The organism is Gemmatimonadaceae bacterium, from assembly GCA_035533755.1.
Lineage (GTDB): Bacteria > Gemmatimonadota > Gemmatimonadetes > Gemmatimonadales > Gemmatimonadaceae > JAGWRI01.
Genome location: DATLTC010000009.1, coordinates 180,873 through 200,149, shown reverse-complemented (window position 1 = coordinate 200,149; position 19,277 = coordinate 180,873). Strand labels below are relative to the sequence as shown.

Annotated in this window: 16 protein-coding genes; 8 read left to right on the top strand and 8 right to left on the bottom strand. The window is 70.4% G+C overall.

Annotated features, from left to right (window positions below; genetic code table 11):
• Nucleotides 1–29 precede the first annotated feature (29 nt).
• The 8 genes from VNE60_01520 to VNE60_01485 form a co-directional block, all read right to left on the bottom strand.
• Nucleotides 30–1,295 carry an FAD-dependent oxidoreductase gene (locus VNE60_01520; protein HVB30185.1) on the bottom strand — a complete coding sequence of 422 codons (1,266 nt, stop codon included), beginning with the start codon at nt 1,293–1,295 and terminating at the stop codon, nt 30–32.
• Nucleotides 1,288–1,551, bottom strand: a complete 264-nt coding sequence (locus VNE60_01515) for a 2Fe-2S iron-sulfur cluster-binding protein (GenBank protein HVB30184.1) — start codon at nt 1,549–1,551, stop codon at nt 1,288–1,290. Before VNE60_01515 ends, VNE60_01520 begins: the two co-directional genes overlap by 8 nt.
• Nucleotides 1,548–2,690, bottom strand: coding sequence for an FAD-dependent oxidoreductase (locus VNE60_01510; GenBank protein HVB30183.1), 1,143 nt, complete (start codon nt 2,688–2,690; stop codon nt 1,548–1,550). The genes VNE60_01515 and VNE60_01510 overlap by 4 nt, the downstream gene beginning before the upstream one ends.
• Nucleotides 2,687–3,643: a proline racemase family protein gene (locus tag VNE60_01505; protein ID HVB30182.1), complete on the bottom strand. Its 957-nt coding sequence runs from the start codon at nt 3,641–3,643 to the stop codon at nt 2,687–2,689. Before VNE60_01505 ends, VNE60_01510 begins: the two co-directional genes overlap by 4 nt.
• The gene (locus tag VNE60_01500; protein HVB30181.1) at nt 3,640–4,545 is read right to left on the bottom strand and encodes a dihydrodipicolinate synthase family protein; all 906 of its coding nucleotides are present in this window, start codon (nt 4,543–4,545) and stop codon (nt 3,640–3,642) included. The genes VNE60_01505 and VNE60_01500 overlap by 4 nt, the downstream gene beginning before the upstream one ends.
• A 9-nt stretch (nt 4,546–4,554) precedes the next feature.
• Entirely contained in the window at nt 4,555–6,003 is a 1,449-nt protein-coding gene (locus tag VNE60_01495; protein ID HVB30180.1) for an aldehyde dehydrogenase family protein, read from the bottom strand.
• Nucleotides 6,004–6,009: 6 nt separating this feature from the next.
• Nucleotides 6,010–6,678, bottom strand: coding sequence for a GntR family transcriptional regulator (locus tag VNE60_01490; protein HVB30179.1), 669 nt, complete (start codon nt 6,676–6,678; stop codon nt 6,010–6,012).
• A gap of 176 nt (nt 6,679–6,854) precedes the next feature.
• Nucleotides 6,855–8,876, bottom strand: coding sequence for a 3-hydroxyacyl-CoA dehydrogenase/enoyl-CoA hydratase family protein (locus tag VNE60_01485; protein HVB30178.1), 2,022 nt, complete (start codon nt 8,874–8,876; stop codon nt 6,855–6,857).
• A gap of 212 nt (nt 8,877–9,088) precedes the next feature.
• Here VNE60_01485 and bcrC point away from each other — a divergent pair, with 212 nt between their 5' ends.
• The 8 genes from bcrC to VNE60_01445 are packed head-to-tail and all read left to right on the top strand — an operon-like array spanning nt 9,089 to nt 19,272.
• Nucleotides 9,089–10,255 carry a benzoyl-CoA reductase subunit C gene (gene bcrC, locus VNE60_01480; GenBank protein HVB30177.1) on the top strand — a complete coding sequence of 389 codons (1,167 nt, stop codon included), beginning with the start codon at nt 9,089–9,091 and terminating at the stop codon, nt 10,253–10,255.
• A complete protein-coding gene (gene bcrB, locus VNE60_01475; protein HVB30176.1) occupies nt 10,255–11,526 on the top strand; it encodes a benzoyl-CoA reductase subunit B in 1,272 nt (423 codons plus the stop codon). The genes bcrC and bcrB overlap by 1 nt, the downstream gene beginning before the upstream one ends.
• Nucleotides 11,523–12,794 carry a BadF/BadG/BcrA/BcrD ATPase family protein gene (locus VNE60_01470; protein ID HVB30175.1) on the top strand — a complete coding sequence of 424 codons (1,272 nt, stop codon included), beginning with the start codon at nt 11,523–11,525 and terminating at the stop codon, nt 12,792–12,794. The genes bcrB and VNE60_01470 overlap by 4 nt, the downstream gene beginning before the upstream one ends.
• Nucleotides 12,794–13,657: a benzoyl-CoA reductase subunit D gene (bcrD, locus tag VNE60_01465; protein HVB30174.1), complete on the top strand. Its 864-nt coding sequence runs from the start codon at nt 12,794–12,796 to the stop codon at nt 13,655–13,657. The genes VNE60_01470 and bcrD overlap by 1 nt, the downstream gene beginning before the upstream one ends.
• Nucleotides 13,658–13,665: 8 nt before the next feature.
• Nucleotides 13,666–14,550: a xanthine dehydrogenase family protein subunit M gene (locus VNE60_01460; GenBank protein ID HVB30173.1), complete on the top strand. Its 885-nt coding sequence runs from the start codon at nt 13,666–13,668 to the stop codon at nt 14,548–14,550.
• The gene (locus tag VNE60_01455) at nt 14,547–17,429 is read left to right on the top strand and encodes a molybdopterin cofactor-binding domain-containing protein (GenBank protein HVB30172.1); all 2,883 of its coding nucleotides are present in this window, start codon (nt 14,547–14,549) and stop codon (nt 17,427–17,429) included. Before VNE60_01460 ends, VNE60_01455 begins: the two co-directional genes overlap by 4 nt.
• Nucleotides 17,426–18,061: a TetR/AcrR family transcriptional regulator gene (locus VNE60_01450; GenBank protein HVB30171.1), complete on the top strand. Its 636-nt coding sequence runs from the start codon at nt 17,426–17,428 to the stop codon at nt 18,059–18,061. The genes VNE60_01455 and VNE60_01450 overlap by 4 nt, the downstream gene beginning before the upstream one ends.
• Complete coding sequence (locus VNE60_01445) at nt 18,058–19,272, top strand: thiolase family protein (protein ID HVB30170.1); 1,215 nt, start codon at nt 18,058–18,060, stop codon at nt 19,270–19,272. The genes VNE60_01450 and VNE60_01445 overlap by 4 nt, the downstream gene beginning before the upstream one ends.
• Nucleotides 19,273–19,277 lie beyond the last annotated feature (5 nt).

The following is a 19,277-nucleotide window of genomic DNA, read 5'->3' as shown; positions in this document are numbered from 1 at the left end:
CAGTGATTCGGCGCCGCGCTGCTCAGCGCTCAGCGCGCCGCGCCGGGCGTGTGGGCGAGTTCGCGCACCGGCACCGGAGTGACCGGCGGGCGGACGCTGGGCGCGGTCCAATCGAACAGGCATGCCATGGCGGCCCCGCAGACGCGGCCCTGGCAGGCGCCCATGCCGGCCCGTGTGGCGAGCTTGGCCTGGCGAGCGCCCCAGTCGGCCTGCAGGTCTTCCATGCGCACGTCCTCGCATCGGCACACCACGGTGTCGGCTTCGGGCCGCGCCCGAAGCTCCGGCCGTGCGGCGAACGCGTTGGCCAGCCGGCGCGCAAACTGCCGGCCGCGGCGCCGCGCGCCGAGCAGCGCCGCGGCGCGTGCTCCCTGCCCCGTGGCGGCGAGTCCGGCGATTTGCCCTTCGATGATCGCCAGGTCTTCGCCGCCCACGCCGGCGCACTCGCCGGCCGCGAACACACCGGGCACCGACGTCTGTTGATCGTGGTTCACGGTCAGCGCGCCGCCCCGGACTTCGCAGCCCAACCAGGTCCCGAGTTCGACGTTCGGAATCAGCCCGCACGCGGTGGCCACCAGGTCGCACGGCACGCGCCAACTCGCGTCGCCATCGGTGAGGGTGGCGCTGCGCACGCGGTCGTCGCCGTGCACCCGTTCAATCCAGACGCCGGCGCGGAACCGCGCCAGCGGGAACCTCGCGCGGTACGTCGCGGCGGTGATCAGCTTGGCGGGCGACCGCCAGAGGCCGGCGGCGAATGCCAGGACGTCGCCGAGCGGAGCCTGCTCACAGACGGCGGACAGGCGTGCTCCGTGCTGTGCGGCGGTGGCCGCCACGGGCAGGACGAGCGGCCCCGACCCGGCGATCACCACGCGCTTGCCGCGCACGTCGGCTCCCGCCTTGATGAGCGCCTGTAGCCCGCCAACGCCCATCACGTTGGGCAACGTCCACCCGGGAAACGGCAGCAGCAGCTCGCGCGCTCCCGTGGCGAGGACGATCGCGCCGGCCTCGATCGCGGTTGCCCCGGACGCGGAATGGATCCAGAGGCGGCCCGGTGCCGCGTCGAACACCGACGCATTGGGCATCCATCGCGCGCCCGAGGCGTGGAACCGCTCGATCCAGGCCCGGGCGGCTGGGGGAAGCGTGGCGCGGTCGCGATGGCGCCAGATCTGCCCGCCCGGGTGCGCCGACTGGTCGACGACGGTCACGCGGGCGCCACCCTCCGCGGCGCGCACGGCGGCGGCGAGTCCAGCCGGCCCGGCGCCCACGATCACCACGTCCTGACGGAGCGACTCAGTCACGCGGCGGCGCTCCGGTCTCGATCACCATCCCTTCTTCGCAATCCACGAGGCAGGCGCGTTGGTGCGCCGCACCGTCGATCGTCACGCGGCATTCATAACAGATGCCCATGCCGCACACCGGCCCGCGCGGCTCGCCGCGCACCGAGCGGCGAAAGCGCACCACGTCTGCATCGAGCAGCGCGACGGCTACCGAGGCGCCGGCCGCCACCGACACGCGGCGGCCATCGATCGTCACGGTCAGCGCGCGCGACGTCATGCCACCGCCAGCGCCGGCATCGGGCGGGTGGGCAGAAAGGGCTCGGCCGCGATCGGCGGCGGCCCGCCAAGCAGGCCCGCGGCGATGAGCGCCGCCGTGCCGGTCGCCGTGGTGATGCCGAGTCCCTCGTGGCCGGCCGCGATCCAGACGCCGGGCACGTCGGGCCAGGGTCCGATGAGCGGCAGCTTGTCGGGCGTGGCCGGTCGGAACCCGGTCCACGTGCGGATGGCCAGACAGTCGCCGAGTTTGGGAACGAACTCCACGGCGCGCTGCACCATGTCGTGCACGATGCGGCGGTTCACCGACGGGTCGCGCCCGACGAGTTCGCGGGACGATCCGATCAGCACCTGCCCGGTGGCGCGCGGCTGGAGATTGAACGCGGTGGACGCGCCGGTCATGGCATGGGCGCTCTGGAGGTATCCGAGTTCCACCAGCTGGCTGCGAATGAGGTCCGGGTAGCGATCGGTGATCACCAGGTGTCCCTTGCGCGGCACGATGGCGAGTCCGGGAACGACGGACGGCGTATCGATGCCCATGGCGAGGATGATCGCGCCCGCCGAAACGATTTCCGATGCGCCATTGGCGTGCAGCGTCACCGACGACGGTGCCACCGACAGGGCGCGCGTGCCGAGGCGCACCGTGGCACCCTTGGCGACGGCGGCGTCGAGCAGCCAGCGCGCCGCGCCCGGAGGATAGATGACGCGATCGTCGGGCACGAACAGCGCGCCGGCAAGACCCGGGCGCAGATTGGGTTCGGCGTCGGCGAGCCCGCATTCGTCGAGCACGTGGGAGGCCACCCCCATGCGCTTGCACAACGCGTGCTTCTCCGCCACGACGCCCATCTCGTCGGCAGTCGCGGCCACCCAGAGCGTGCCCGGCCGCTCGTCTTCACACGTTGGCGAGAGACTGGGCGCAAGCTCGGACCAGAGGCGACGCGACAGCACCGTGAGCGCGAGCTGGGCGGGCGAGTCGTCCATCACCACGATGTGGCCCATGCCGGCCGCCGTGGCGCCGCCGCCGGGAAAGTCCGCGTCGCAGACGAGGACGCGGAGTCCGCGCGCGGCGAGCGCATGTGCGCAGGCGGCCCCGACGATCCCTGCTCCGACGATCACGGCGTCGGGGCGCGCCGCACCGTTCATCCGGCGTTCCACCCGTAGCGGAACGGATCGCCAGGGTCGAAGTGGAGGGCGGTGCGTCCGGTGATGTAGGCGCGGCCGCGAATGTGGGGCACGAGCTGTCCGTCCTGTTCCTCGAGCCAGCCGGTGAAGGTGCTGCCGGTGATGCTCTCCTGCGTCCATGGTTCGCGCGGCGCCAGCTCGCCCCGGGCATGGAGCACGGCGAGCTTGGCCGACGTGCCGGTGCCGCACGGCGAACGGTCGTACGCGGCGCCGGGACAGAGCACGAAGTTGCGGCTGTTGGCGTCGGGGCGCGAAGCCGGCCCGAACAACTCGATGTGATCCACGTCGGCGCCGTCCGCGCCGCGCACGCCCTGCGCGCGGAGCGCGTCGCGAATCGCCATCGTGAGGCGCGTGAGCTCGGGAATGTTGTCGGCGCGCAGCGCCGGCTCGGCGTGTTCCACGAGGAAGAACCAGTTGCCGCCCCATGCGACGTCGCCGCGTATTGCGCCGACGCCCTCCACCTGCACCTCCACGCCGGCCTGCCACCGATACGCGGGCACGTTGGTGACCGTCACCGAGCCGTCGGCGTCGAGGTGCGCCGCCACGGTTCCCACGGGGGTGTCGAGCCGCACGTCGCCGGGCGCCAGCCGGCCCAGATACTCGAGCGTGCGCACGACCCCGATGGTGCCGTGGCCGCACATGCCGAGGTACCCGACGTCGTTGAAGAACACGACGCCGGCCGCGGACCCCGCTTCGACCGGCGGCGTGAGCAGGGCGCCGACGATCGCGTCGTGGCCCCGCGGCTCGAGCACCACGCCGCGGCGCAGATGGTCGAAGCGGCGCCGCATGTCGTCGCGGCGCTCGGCCATCGTGGCGCCCTCCGGCATCGGCCACCCGTCGAGAACCACCCGTGTGGGCTCGCCCTCGGTGTGCGAGTCCACGACGTGGATCGTCGCGGTGGACGGCGCCGTCATACGATGCGCTGCGGCAGGGCGGCCAGTTGCGCGCGAATGAGCGTCAGCGCGTCGTCGCGTTCGGCCCCGGCGAGCTCGAGGCGCGGCGGGCGCACGCGTTCACTGCCCATGCCCACTTCCTGCTGCACGAGCTTGATGAGTTGCACGAACTTGGGCACGGTGTCGAGCCGCAGCAGCGGCAGGAACCAGTGGTACAGCTCGCGCGCCTCCTCGGCCGTTCCGTCCATGGCCAGTTCGAACAGCTGCACCGATTCGTCCGGGAGCGCGTTGACGAGCCCGGCAATCCATCCCACCGCGCCAGCGGCGATGCCCTCGACGATCGCATCGTCCAGGCCCACGAACACGCGGAAGCGATCGCCGTGACGCTCCCCGATCTCGGTCACGCGGCGGATGTCGCCGCTCGATTCCTTGACCGCGTGCAGATTGGCATGCTCGGCGAGATCGCCCAGCTGACGGGGCGTGATGTCGGTGCCGTAGGCGATCGGGTTGTTGTAGAGCATGCAGGAGAGCGGCGTGGCCTCGATCACGGCGCGCAGGTGGGCGAGCGTCTCGCGCGCATCGCCGCGGTACACGTAGGGCGGCAACACCATGAGGCCGTCGCACCCCACGCGCTCGGCGCCGCGCGCCAGCGCCACGGCGTCGATCGTGGACAGGGTGCCGATGCCGGCCACGAGCGGCACCCGGCCGCGCGTGGCCTCGCGGCAGGTGGCCAGGACCTCGACTTTCTCTGATGCGCTCAGGGCGGCGCCTTCGCCGAGCGACCCGAGCGGGACGATGCCGCGCACTCCATGGTCCACGAGCCACGTGACGTGGCGGGCGAGAAAGGCGTGGTCCACGGAGCGGTCGTCGCGAAACGGCGTGGTGATCGCGGTGAACACACCGGACCAGTCGTGCTGGAGCATGGCAGGGCCTCAGGGATTGATTTGAACGGTCTTGAGCTCGGTGTAGAATTCGCGCGCCGCCGGCCCCTGCTCGCGACTTCCCGAGCTGGAGCCGCGCATGCCGCCGAACGGGGCGTGCGGATCCACCCCGGTGGTGTCGCCGTTCACGCGCACGAGTCCGACGTCGATACGCCGGATGTACTCCAGAGCGTGGGCGATGTTCTTGGTGAACAGCGAGGCGCTGAGCCCGTATCTGGTGCCGTTGGCCAGGGCCAGCGCGTGGTCCAGGTCGTCGGCGGGCAGCCAGGCCAGTACGGGGCCGAACAGTTCCTGTTGCGCCACCGGCGCGTCGGGCGATACGCCGCGGACGATCGTCGGGGCTACGAAGAACCCGTGCGCGAAGTCGTCGCCGGCGGGCAATGGCGCGGGCACGATCTGCTCGCCGCCCGCCTGTTCGAGAGCGCGCCGGATGGACGCGCGCGATGTCTCGCTGATCACGGGGCCCACCGCCGCGCTGGGGTCGGTGACCGGCCCCAGGCGGAGCCCGGCCACCTGCTCGCGCAGGCGCGCCAGGAACGCACCCTCCACCTCGCGCGCCACGATGACGCGGCTGGTGGCCGTGCACTTCTGCCCCGCAAATCGCATGGCGCCGGCGGCCGTGAGCGATGCCGCCTGCCCGAGATCGGCGTCGGCGAGGACGATGGCCACGTTCTTGCCGCCCATCTCGGTCTGATACCGGATATTGCGCTCGGCCCCGGCGGCGGCGATCTGCGCGCCCACGGCGCTTGATCCGGTAAAGCTCACGCCGCGCACCGCGGGTGCATGCAGGAGCACGGGGCCGAGCACCGCACCGGAGCCGAGCACCACGTTGAACACGCCGGCAGGGAGCCCCGCCGCGTGCGCGGTCTCGGCGAGGAGCGTGGCCACGTGCGATGCACTCTCCGCCGGCTTGAGCACGACGGTGTTGCCGAACGCGATCGCCGGTGCCGCCTTCCACATCGGGATCGCAGCCGGGAAGTTCCATGGGGTGATGAGCAGCACCACGCCCAGCGGTTCGCGCAGCGAGAACTGGAGGGCCGTTGCCGCCTGCGCCGGGATCACGTCGCCGATGTTGCGAACGGCTTCGCCCGCGTAGTAACGCAGGATGGCCACGCAGCGCGCCGCTTCGCCACGCGACTCGCCGATCGGCTTGCCCACCTCGCGCGTCATCGCCTGGGCCAGCGCCTCCTGCTGCTCGGCCATCACGGCGGCCCAGCGGTGGAGGTGCTCGGCGCGCGCCGGCCCGGACAGCGAGCGCCATCCGGCCTGCGCCTGCTCGGCGGCGCGCACCGCCGCGTGCGCATCGTCGGGCGTGCCGCGCGGCGTGTTGGCCACGATGTCGCGGGCGTCGGAGGGATTGTGATCGACGATCCATTCGTCGCCGGTGCTGGCGGTCCACGTGCCGCCCAGATAATGCGAGAGCTTGCGTGTCTGTGTCATGAGAACCTACGCGCCGCGGGGCGCGGGCAGGTGTGCGGCCCGATCCGCGGCGTCGAGTTGGGCGTGGAGAAATTCCAGCAGGGCGCGACCGGCGCCCAGAATGTGCTCGCGCATGAGCGCGGTGGATTGCTTGGCGTCGCGCTGGCGCATGGCGGCCGTGATCTCGCGGTGCTCCTTGTTGGCGCGCGCTTCCCCGTGGGTGAGGGCCAGCTGCATGCGCGAATAGCGGTCGCTGTGCTGGTGCAGCCGGTGCACCACGCCCATGGTCACCGGGCGTTCGGCCGCGGCGTAGAGGGTGGAATGGAACTGCCAGTTGAGTCCGCCCCACCCGGCCACCTGGCCGCCGCGCAGCGACGCTTCGTAGGTGTCGAGCACCTCCTCGGCGCGATCGATCCGCTCGTCGGAGATGCGGGGGACGGCGCGGCGGATGAGGTCGGTCTCGATGAACGCGCGGAGTTCGAACAGCTCTTCGATCTCCCCCAGCGACAGGGTGGAGACCACGGCGCCGCGGTGCGGATTGAAGGTGACCAGCCCTTCGGCCTCGAGCAGCCGCAGGGCCTCGCGCACGGGGATGCGGCTCACGCCGAGCTGGTCGGCGAGGGCGTCCTGGCGCAGCGGTTCGCCGGCGGGATAGGAGCCGCGCAGAATGCGGTCGCGAATGGCGTCGCGGGTCATGCTGGTGACCGTCTGCCGCTCGATCGGCGCGAGGGCGGGCGCCTGCGGGGATGGCGCAGGCGGCTGGCGGCGATCGGATTTTCGTGGCGGCACGAGGAGCACCTCGGGGCAACGGTTGGATACAATATGCATCGCGGGCCAGCACACAGGAACCCGCCGCCCGCCAACCGGCGCGCCTACCGGTGGACGAACTCCGCCCGCGCCCGCGGCCCGTGCTCGAAGAAGTTCCGCACCCCGATGCGCATGTCCTCCGTTGCGCAGCAAGCGCCGAACATCTCCGACTCGAACCGCAGCCCGCCCTCGAGCGGCTGCCGGCACCCCTCGACGATGGCCCTGCACATGAGCCCGTCGATGGCCCGGCTGAGATGCCCGAGGGCCACTTCGGGGAGGGCGGCCGGAACCTCGATCGGCCGTCGGTCCAGGCCGGCCAGAGTCACCTGCCCGTCCGCCGCCGCTCGCGCGAGGTGGATTGCCGCGTCCACGACGTCGCCGTCCACCTCCTCCCGGATCAGCCCCCAGGCCACCGCCTCGGCGCCCGACAGCCCCCGCCCCGTCCGCAGCATCTCCGCCGCCCGCTCCACGCCCACGAGCCGCGGCAGGCGCTGCGTGGCGCCCGCGCCCGGCACGATGCCCAGATTCGCCTCCGGCTGCGCCATGGCCACCGACAGCCCGGACCGCGCGATCCGCGCCGAGCAGCACATCGCGAGTTCGCTCCCGCCGCCGAACGCCGAGCCGTTGAGCGCACAGATGACCGGTTTGCCCAGTTGCTCGATCAGATTCCCGGCGGCTTTGGAACGTTCGGACGTGCGGAACCCCTCGTCCGGCGTCGTGATGGACGCCAGGAAGTTGATGTCCGCGCCCGACACGAACGCCTTGGTCCCGAATCCCGTGAGCACGACGGCACGGATCCCGGCGTCGTCCCGCAGCGCGGCGAACCGGTCGTGGAGTTGGCGGTAGACCTCGTCGTTCAACGCGTTCAGCACCTGCGGCCGCCGGATGGTGAGCACGGCGACATCGCCGGCATCGCGACGCAGGACATATGGAATCTCAAATGGACGCCCGCCGCGCGCCTGCCGGGCGATGGCCCCGGGCACCGGAAAGCCCGGATGGCCCGCCGCGTACGCCTCGACCAGCTTCAGGGCGCGGGCGACACCAATCTGGTTCATGAACGCGAACGGCGCCCGCACGGCGAGTCCGATCTCGACGGAGAGCTCCAGGTCGCCGAGGGAGATGATGCCGCTGTCGAGGATCTCGCCGACCAGCCCGAAATACGCACCCATCATCGCGTCGCCGATCACCCGTTCGCGGTCGGCCGGCAGCTCCACGACTTCATTGCGCTTGGCCACATCCCAGGGCCGGCCTGAAGCCATCGCGTCCTTCATGAGCGCGGGCGATCGGAACCAGGGACCGACGCGGGTTGTCATCTCGTCCAGCGCGTGGTCGGTGATCGGATTCCCGCCGGTGAGATTCATGGCCGTGAACGGACCGATGCCGAGGCCGAGGGCGCGCTTGGCCGCGGCGTCCACCTCCTTCACCGTCCCCAATCCCTCCTCGACACACAGCGCGGCGGCCAGGAAGAGGCCCTCGAACACGGGATTCACGGCGTACCCGTACCGGCCGCCCACGCGCACGGGCACCTTGCCGATTGCCTCATAGAAGCCGAGCAGGTCGTCCGCCAACGCCGCGCTGGTGTCGGGACCCGAGACGACCTCAACCACGGGGTTCCGCTCGGCGGGAAAGAAGTAATGAAGCACCAGCGCCCGCCGGCGGTCGCGCAGGCCGGCGAAGATCAGTTCCGGCTCGATGTGAGAGGAATTGGACGCGAGGATGGCGTCGCCAGGCACCAGCGACTCGAGCTGGGCGAAGATGCGCTTCTTGACGTCGAGATTCTCCGTGGCCGCCTCGACCACCAGCCCGGCGTCGGCGAGCCGGGAGTAGTCGTCGGTGAACGTGACGTGGCCGAGGATGGCGTCGGCCTGCCGGTCGGTGTACGCGCCACTCTCGCGGCCCTTGGCCACCTTCTGCTCGAGCTTCGCGCGCCCGCGCGCGAGCGCCTCGGGCGCGACATCGACGACCACCACGGCGACGTCGGAGGACGCGAGCGCCTTGGCGAAGTGGAGCGCGATGTCTGGGCCGATGTTGCCAGACCCGACGACGCCGACCTTCGAGAGCGACAGTCCGCGGAAGTGGTAAGCCATGCCCGTCCCCTCTCCTGCCGTCCGGGTGAGGCGTAGGACGGCGTCAGGGCGCTCGGACTCCGGTCCGGGCGCCGAAAATTCGCTATTGACAGTTCGACCATCGGTCCCATTATAACCGGTCGAACGTTCGTTCGAAATAGAAACGTCGCGGACAGGGCCGTCAAGCGGCGGCGTCTCTTCCCCCAACCGGGTCCCCTCCATAAGGAGGCCGAGTGTCTCGAGCCACTGTCGTCGACTGGGCGCGTGAGCTGTACGAGGATCTCGATTTCGGTACGGTGCACCGCTGGCTCGATCAGCATCCGGGGAGCAAGGCCGCCGGATATCTGCCCGTCTACGTCCCCCGCGAGCTCCTTCACGCCTGCGGCTTCCTGCCCGTTGGGATCCACGGCGGCGGCGACCGCCTGGAGATCATCCGCGGCGACGCCTTCTATCAGTCGTACATCTGCCACCTGCCGCGGTCGGTCATCGAGCTGGCGCAGTCTGGGCGGCTGGACATGCTCTCGGCGGTGCTCTTTCCGTCCACGTGCGACGTCATCCGCAACCTGTCGGGCATGTGGAAGCTGCTGTACCCCGACACGTACGTCCGCTACATCGACATCCCGCAGGTGCCCGACGCGGCGGCCGCGGCGCAGTTCTATGAAGGGGAGTTGCACCGTCTGGTGAACGACCTGGGCGCGGTTTCGGGAAAGGTGCCGACGCCCGAGGACCTCGCGGCATCGATCGGGCTGTACAACGCGATGCGCTCGGCGATCCGGGCGTTGTACGCGGCGCGGCAGGAGCGGCCGTGGGACGTTCCCACCGAGGAGCTGTACCTGCTGCTCCGTGCCGGCGAGGTGGTGCCGCCGGAGGAGTTCATCGCCCGGGTGGGCGAATACCTGGACGGCGTGAATGCCGACCGCCGCCGGCCGCGCGACAACAGCCGGGTGGTGATCGCCGGCGCGTTCTGCGAGCAGCCGCCGTTGGGGCTGATCAAGTCGATCGAGAAGGCCGGCTGCTACGTGGTGGACGATGACTTCCTGCTCGGCGACCGGTTCATGACGCGCGATGTGCCGCTGGACGGCGATCCGCTGCGCAATCTGGCCGACGCGTTCGTGCGCAACGACCTCAAGACCTCGGTGCTGTTCGAGGGCGATCCGGACGGCAAGCGCAACCTCATGAAGCAGCGTGCCGCCGCCGCGCACGCCGACGGGATCATCTTCGCGACGCCCAGCTTCTGCGATCCGGCGCTGCTCGACCAGCCGATGCTGCGCAACGGCGCCGAGCGCGCGGGGTTGCCGTGCATCGCGTTCAAGTATGCGGAGAACACGGGCCAGTTCCAGCAGTTCCGCGAGCAGGCCGGAACGTTCTCCGATTCGCTCAAGCTCTGGGGGGCTGCCTGATGGCCGAGGTGCTCAAGGATCAATCGATGCTGCTCCAGAAGGAGATGATCGCGCAGCACTTCGCGCGGTTGGAGCAGGCCCCGGAGCGGCACGAGCCCGTGGTCTACACGTTCGTGCCGGGCAATCTCACGGAGCTCATCCGCTCGTTCGGGGCCCTGCCCGTGCTGCCCGAGATCAACGCGCTGCAATCGGGCATGCGCAAGCAGTCGGGGGAGTACATCGCCGAAGCGGAGCGGTCGGGGCACTCGGAGGACGTGTGCGCGTACGTGAAGTGTGACATCGGCATGATGAAGTCGGGCAACATCTCGCCGGCGGGCACCAAGCTGCCCAAGCCCGACCTGCTGCTGCTGTCGTACACGGGGTGTTACACGTTCATGAAGTGGTTCGAACTGCTGCGCGAGGAGTACGACTGTCCGGCGGTGTTCTTTCACGTGCCCTATCAGGGCGACGGCGTGCTGGAGCCGGAGCATCGCGAGTACATGATCCGGCAGCTCCGCGACACGGTGATCCCGGCGCTGGAGAAGGCCACCGGCCGCAAGTACGACGAGGAGGAACTGCGCCGCCGCCTGGCGCTCTCGGCGCGCGCCGAGGACGACCTGGTGGCCGTGCTGGAATCGGCGAAGCAGCGGCCGAGTCCGATCGACGGCTACTTCGGCACGGTGTACTACGTGGGGCCGATCTTCAGCGCCTTCCGCGGCACGGAGGAGGGGGTGGAGTACTACCGCGCGCTGCGCGAGGAGATCGAGGCGCGCGCCGCGGCGGGGCTGGGTCCGATCACGCCCTCGGGCTCGCTCGACGACCAGCGTTACCGGCTGGTGGTGGAGGGGCCGCCGAGCTGGACGCACTTCCGGGACTTCTGGAAGATGTTCACCGACGAGAAGGCGGTGGTGGTGGCGTCCACGTACACCAAGGTGGGTGGGACGTACGACACCGGCTTCCGCCACGATCCCAACGACCCGCTCGGCACGATGGCCGACTACTGCAGCGGGTGCTACACGAACCTCAATCTCCCGTCGCGCATCGACACGATCGCGCGGTACATCCGGGAGTACGAGGCGGACGGCTTCGTGATCAATTCCATCAAGTCGTGCAACTCGTTCTCGGCCGGGCAGCTGATGATCCTGCGCGAGGTGGAGAAGCGGACGGGGGTTCCCGGCGCGTTCATCGAGAGCGACCTGGTGGATCCGCGGTACTTCTCGTCGGCCAACATCAAGAACCGGCTCGAGAGCTACTTCCAGATGATCGACGCCAGACGGAGGTCGGCCGCATGAGCTGCGTGATCGGGATCGACCTCGGCTCGACGACGACCAAGGCCGTCGTCCTGGACGGGAACGGCGCGATGCTCGGGCGCGGGATCACCAATTCGCGCTCCAACTACGATCTGGCGGCGGCAGTGGCGCGCACCGAGGCGCTGATCAACGCGCGGTTCGGGCTGATCCAGCAGCGGCTGTCGGGCGCCGAGCGCGAGGACGCCGTGGCCCGTCTCCGGCGTGCGTTCGTGCTCGAGCAGATGCTGCATCAGTTGCGGCGGCTCGAAGAGTTGATGCGCGAAGAGGTGGACCGCTCGGCGCCGAGCGACCTGCGCGCCGCGTTCACCGAGGCGTTGGAGCGGATCTGTGGCCGGATCGCGGATGAGGAGGTGGCGCTCTTCCAGGAGCCACCGGCCACGCGCTCCGACTTCTTCCGCGACGCGGCCGGCTCGGCGTTCATGCGCATTGCCGAGGAGGTGGCCGATCCGACGGGCGTGTCCTTCGACCGGCTGATCGGCGTGTACGACAAGTGCATCATCCGGGTGGAGAACGAGCCGCTTGATCTCGACTTCCGGGATCACATCGCCGACGCGCTCAAGCGCGTGGGCACCCCGGAGGGCCTGGCCGAAGCGGTGGACCATGCGGTGGCCACGGACCTCACGCCGGTGGCGACCGTGGGCACGGGCTACGGTCGCGCGCGGCTGCCGTTTCCCAAGGAGCAGATCCGGAGCGAGATCCTCTGCCACGGCCTCGGGGCGCACGAGCTGTTTCCGAACACGCGCACCGTGCTCGACATCGGCGGCCAGGACACGAAGGCGATCCAGGTGGACCCCGCGGGCATCGTGACGAGCTTCCAGATGAACGATCGCTGCGCGGCCGGGTGCGGGCGGTACCTGGGCTACATCGCGGATGAGATGAACCTGGGGTTGCACGAGTTGGGGCCGCTGGCCGAGCAATCGCGTCACGCGGTGAAGATCAACTCGACGTGCACCGTGTTCGCCGGCGCCGAATTGCGCGAACTGCTCGGCCTGGGCCAGAAGCGGGAGGACATCCTGGCTGGATTGCACCGCGCGATCATTCTCCGCGCGATGAGCCTGCTCGCCCGGTCGGGCGGCGTGAGCGACGAGTTCACCTTCACCGGCGGCGTGGCCAAGAATGCCGCGGCCGTGGGGGCCATCCGCGATCTGGTGGACGAGAACTACGGAGCGCGGACAATCAACATTTCGGCGGACAGCATCTACACCGGGGCGCTCGGTGCCGCGCTGTTCGCCAACCGGATGGTGGCCTGATGCGCACTGTGAGCGCGGGAATCGACGTGGGCAGCGGGGCCGTGAAGGTGGTGATCATGCGAACGGACGCCGACGGTGACGCGACGATGCTCACGCAGCAATCGGCGCGCATCCGCCGCCGCGTGGTGGCGAAGGTGGTGGACGAAGTCTTCCAGGCGGCCACCGACGCGGCCGGGGTCGACGCGATCCACTACATCGCGACGACGGGCGAGGGGGCGGAGTTCCCGTTCGCCACCGGGCACTTCTACGGCATGACGGCGCATGCGCGGGGAGCGCTGCACCTGGCGCCGCCGGCGCGCGCGGTGCTCGATGTCGGCGCGCTGCACACGCGCGCGCTGGCGATGGACGAGCACGGGCGGGTGCTGGACTACAAGATGACCAGCCAGTGCGCCTCCGGGTCGGGGCAGTTTCTCGAGAACATCGCCCGCTATCTGGGCGTGTCGCACGACGAGATCGGGCCGCTGTCGCTCCAGGCGGACGAGCCGGAGAAGGTGAGTTCGATCTGCGCCGTGCTGGCCGAGACCGACGTGATCAACATGGTGTCGCGGGGGATCACGACGGCCAACATCCTGCGCGGCGTGCACCAGAGCATGGCCGACCGGTTCGCGCGGCTGCTGCGGTCGCTGCAGTTCGACGGACCGGTGTTCGTGAGCGGCGGCCTGGCCGGCGACGTGGGGATGCTGGCCGCGCTGCGGGACGCGATGAGCAAGAAGGCGCCGGGCACCGGCGCCGGGGCGGCCGACGTCGTGACCGACGAGTCCGCGATCTACGCCGGCGCGATCGGGGCGGCGCTGTGGGGCGGCTTCCGATTCCGGAAGTTGGAACTCTCCGACGTCGCGTGGTCGGCGGCGGTCGTGAGTTGAGACGCCGAGTGCCCACCCTGCCCTTCACGTACCACCGACCGGCGTCGCTGGCCGAGGCCTGCGCGCTGGGCCAGCGGCTTGGCGGCGACGCGGCGTTCCTGGCGGGCGGCACCGAGCTGGTGCCCGACTACCAGCGCGGCCGGGAGACGGCGAGGCATCTGATCGCGCTCGGGAGCATTGCCGAGTTGCGCGGGATCGCGCGCGACGGCGACCGTCTGCGCATCGGCGCGCTCACCACGGTGGGCGCGATCGCCGCGAGCGCCGACGTGCAGGGTTGGCTGCCGGCACTCGCCGAGGCCGCGCGGTCGCTGGGCAGTCCGCAGATCCGGAGTCTGGCGACCATCGGCGGCAACTTCTGTCGCGCGGTGTCGTGCGCCGACCTGCCGCCGGCCGCCATGGTCGGCGACGCGCGGCTGCGCATCGTGTCGGGCGCCGGGGAGCGGGTCATCGGCGCCGCGGAGCTGTTCGCCGGCCCCAGACGAACGGTGCTCGAACCGGGGGAAGTGCTGGCCGAGATCATCATCCCCGCGGCGGCGCCGCACAGCGGCAGCAGCTTCCAGCGGTTCGCGCTGCGCCGGGGGATGGCGCTCGCCGTAGCGTCGGCTGCCGCGAGCGTGGTGTTCGCCGGCGCGCGGATCACGCGCGCGTCCGTGGCGTTGGGCGCCGTGGGCCCGGTTCCGCTGATGGTGCCGCGGGTGTCGAGCCTGCTCGAGGGCGAGATCGCGACGGAGGAGCTGTTCGCGGTGGCCGGCGCGGTGTGCGCGGACGCCGCGCTCCCGATCTCGGATATCCGCGGGTCGGAGGCGTTCCGGCGCGACATCGTCGCCGTGCTCGTGCGGCGGGCGCTGGCCCAGGCCGCGGCGCGTGCGCACGCGGCGGGCGGTGTGGCATGACGACGGGGGGGCACCTGGTGCGCCTCGACGTGAACGGCGAGCCGCGCACCGTGGCGGTGGCGCCGGGGACGACGCTGCTCGCCGTGCTGCGCGATGAACTCGGCCTCACCGGCACCAAGCGCGGCTGCGGCACGGGCGACTGCGGCGCGTGCACGGTGCACGTGGACGGCGAGCCGGTGAACGCGTGTCTGCAGCTCGCCGTCGAGGCGGACGGCAAGGCAATCGCGACCGTGGAGGGTCTGGCGACGGGCGGCGATCTGCATCCCCTGCAGAAGGCGTTCGTCAAGCATGGCGCGCTCCAGTGCGGCTTCTGCACGGCGGGCGCGCTGATGTCGGCCAAGGCGCTCATCGACCGGAACCCCGCCCCGAGCGAGGACGACGTCAAGGACGCGCTGAGCGGGAATCTCTGCCGCTGCGCCACGTATCCGCGGATGATCCGCGCCGTGCGGTCGTGGCAGGAGTTCGACGGCGTGCCGCTCGATGCGCATCCGCACGACGAGGGCGAGCGCGATCAGAAGCGCGATCACGCGATCGTCGGACATGGGGTGACCCGCTACGACGGGCCGGACAAAGTCACGGGGCGCGCCAGGTACACGGCGGACCATCGCCCGCCGGGCACCATCTTCGGAAAGATCCTTGGCAGTCCGATCGCGCACGGGATCGTCACGCGGATCGACGTCAGCAAGGCGCGGGCGCTGCCCGGCGTGCTGGCCGTGATCACGGCGGACGACGTTCCCGCCACGTGGTACGGCGTGAGCCCGGCGCGCGAGGACGAGCAGATCTTCGCCCGCGAGCGAGTGCGCTACATCGGCGACGAGGTGGCGGCGGTGGCCGCGGTGGACGAGGCGACGGCGGAGCGCGCGGTGGCGCTGATCGAAGTGGAATACCAGGAGCTCCCGGCGGTGTTCGACGCGGAGGCGGCGATGGCGCCCGGCGCGCCGCTGGTGCATCCCGAGCATCCGCGCTACGCCAACAACGTGAATACGCGGGTCGAGTGGCATTTCGGCGACGTCGAGCAGGGGTTCGCCCAGGCCGACCTCGTGCGCGAGCAGCGGTTCGTGGGCAATCGCACGTACCAGGCGCCGCTGGAGCCGCACGCGGCGCTCGCCCAGTGGGAGGCCCACGGCGACCGCCTCACGCTCTGGTCGTCCACTCAGACGCCGCACTATCTGCACCGGTCGCTGTCGCGCACGCTCGGAATTCCGATGGGCAGCATCCGGGTGATCCGTCCGGCGGTGGGTGGCGGGTTCGGCGTCAAGGCCGAGGCGACGCCGCTGGACTTCTGCGCCGCGATCCTGTCGCGCAAGACCGGGCGACCGGTGCTCATGGAGTACTCGCGCGAGGAGATGTTCCGGCACTTCCGGGGGCGGCACAAGCAGACCATCGATCTCAAGATCGGCGTGACGCGCGACGGGACGATCACTGCGGTGCAGCAGCGCGTGGTGCTGGATGGCGGCGCGTACACGTCGTTCGGGGTGATCACGGCGTACTACGCCGGATCGATGCTCCCCACGCTGTACCGGATGCCGAACTACAAGTACGACGGGGTGCGCGTCTACACCAATCTGCCGGCGAGCGGCGCGTTTCGCGGACATGGGGTGCCGCAGCCGCGGTTCGCGTTCGAGTCGCTGCTCGACATGATCGCCGAGGAGTTGGGCATCGATCCGATCGACATCCGGCTGAAGAATGCGATGCAGCCCAACACGCGGACGGTGAACGCGCTCGACGTGTCGTCGTGCGAATTCACGCGCACGCTCGAGCAGGCGCGCGACGCCACCGACTGGCGGGCCAAGCGCGGCCATCTGCCGCCGGGCAAAGGGATCGGCGTGGGCAGCGGCGGCTTCGTGTCCGGCGCCGGATATCCGATCTACCGCTCCGACTTCCCGCACTCGAACGCCATGATCCGCGTGCACGAGGACGGCACGGCCGTGTCGCTGCACATCGCGGCGGCGGAGATCGGCCAGGGGTCCGACACGGTGCTGGTGCAGATCGCGGCCGAGGAGTTGGGCGTGCCGTTCGAGTGGGTATGGATGGCGGAGTGCGATTCGACGCTGAGCCCGCTGGATCTGGGCTCGTATTCCAGCCGCGTGACGCTGATGGGGGGCAACGCGGTGCGCGAGGCGGCGCTCGTGGTGAAGCGGCAGGTGCTCGAGGCGGCGGCGCGGGCCCTGGCGTGCGACGTGGGCAGCCTGGTGGCGCGCAGCGGCCGCGTATTCGTGGCGCAGTTCCCCACCGTGGGCATGGATTGGGCGGCGGCCGCCCGGCTGGCGTTTGCCAAGCACGGCCCGATCGTCGGCACCGGCTCCTACCAACCGCCCAAGGATCTCGGGGGCGGGTTCAAGGGGAGCGCGGTGGGCACGTCGCCCGCATACAGCTTCTCGACGGCGATCGCCGAGGTCACGGTCGATCTCGAGACCGGGTTTGTGAGCGTTGACCGGGTCACGGACTTCAGCGATGCGGGCACGGTCATCAATCCCCTCACGTTCCACGGGCAGGTGGAGGGCTCCATCATCATGGGGCTCGGCGAAACGTTGATGGAGGATACGGTCGTCGGCGCGGGCGGGCGTCTCGTGAATCCCAATCTGCACGACTACCTGATCCCCACGATCTGCGACGCCCCCCAGATGCGTTCGGTGGCCGTGGAGAGCTACGAACCGCGCGGCCCGTTCGGCGCCAAGGAAATCGGCGAGGGCTCGTTGCTCCCCATGCTCGGCGCCATCGCCAACGCCATCTACGACGCCTGCGGCGTGCGCGTGACCGAGCTGCCGATCACGGCCGAGAAGATCCTGCATGGACTCAAGCAGCGCGCGACGTCACCGGCCGCGGCGCGCGCGCCGGCATCCGACGCCGGGCCAGCCCTTGGAGCACGGAGCCGATGAATCCGAACAGCAGCGACGACACGTCCACCGCGCCTCGGCGTCGAGGGCCCCGGGCCGCGACGCAGCAGAAGTTGGAAACGCTGCTCGAAACGGCAGCGGCGCTGATCGCCGACAAGGGATTCGAGGCGACGTCCATGCGCGATGTGAGCCGCGCGCTGGGTGTGAGCCTCGCCGGCCTCTACCACTATTTCGACTCCAAAGAGGAACTGCTCTACCAGATCCAGTATCGGACGTTCGCTGCGCTGCTCGCGGCGCAGGAAGAGCGGGCGTCGCAGCCCGGCACGCCGGAAGAGCGGTTACGACGGCTCGTGATCGGGCATCTCGCGTTCTTCACCAGTCATCCGAACGAGCTCAAGGTGTGCACGTACGAACTCGCGTCGCTGCAGGGGGAGCGCTACGAGACCACGGAGTCGCTGCGCCGGCGGTACTACCATCTCTTCACCGCCGTGGTCAGCGCGTTGATGGGAGAGGCCGGCGACGCCACATCGCGCCGCAGCCGGCACGCGGCATTGTTCGCGTTCGGCATGCTGAACTGGATCTTCATGTGGTACGACCCGGCCCGGTACGGGACGGTGGAGGAGATCGGTGAGGAGATGATCGACCTGATCCTGAATGGAGTGCGCAAACGATGAGCAACGTGCAGTTCGAGACGGTATACATCCCCTACGGCGCCTACTGGTCGTCGCCGTTCTGTGCCTGGCAGGGTTCGTTCGCCACCCTGGCGCCGATCCCGCTCGCTGCCGAGTTGGCGCGGCGGGCGCTCGACGAGCGCGGCATCGCGGCGAGCGACATCGACGGCATGAGCCTCGGCACGACCGTGGCCAGCAAGGGCTCCTTCTACGGCGCGCCGTGGTTCGCGGGTCTCGCCGGGCTCGGCCACATCAGTGGTCCGACCATCAATCAGGCGTGCGCCACGTCGGCGCGGTGCGTGGTGGAGGGCGCGCAGGAGCTGACCTCAGGGAGCGCCAACGTGTACCTGGCCGCAGCCGTGGACCGGACGAGCAACGGGCCGCACGTGTATTACCCCAATCCCGGCGGCGCCGGCGGCACCGGCGAGCACGAGGATCTGGTGCTCGACAGCTTCGGCCACGATCCGTACGCCAAGAACTCGATGCTGCAGACGGCCGAGAACGTCGCCCGCGAGAGCGCGATCACGCGCCAGGCGCAGGAAGAGATGACGCTGTTGCGCTACGCGCAGTACGCCCGCGCGCTGGCCGACGACGGCGCGTTTCTCGGCCGGTTCATGGTGCGGCCCGTCGAGGTGAAGCGCGGGAAGAAGGTCGTGGCCACGGTCACCGGCGACGAAGGCGTATTCCCGACCACGGCGGCCGGGCTGGCCGCATTGCGGCCGGTCACCGAGGGCGGCAGCGTCACGTTCGGCACCCAGACGCACCCGGCCGACGGTAGCGCCGGGATGGTGCTCACCGGGAACCGGGATCGCGCGCGCGCCCTGTCGCGCGACGAACACGTGGAGGTGCGGCTGCTCTCGTTCGGCCAGGCCCGCGTGAAACCGGGGTTCATGCCGATGGCCATCGTGCCGGCCGCGCAGACGGCGCTGGCCCGGGCGGGGATCGCCGCCGGCCAACTCGCGAGCACCACGACCCACAATCCGTTCGCGGTGAACGACGTCCTGCTGGCGCGCTCGCTGCAGCTCGACCCCGAGAAGATGAACCGTTTCGGATCCTCGCTGGTCTGGGGGCATCCCCAGGGCCCGACCGGGCTGCGCGCGATCATCGAACTCGTGGAGGACCTGGTGACGCAGGGTGGAGGATACGGCCTGTTCACCGGATGCGCCGCCGGCGATTCGGCGGCGGCGGTCGTCGTGAAAGTGGATATCCGCTGAGCGGC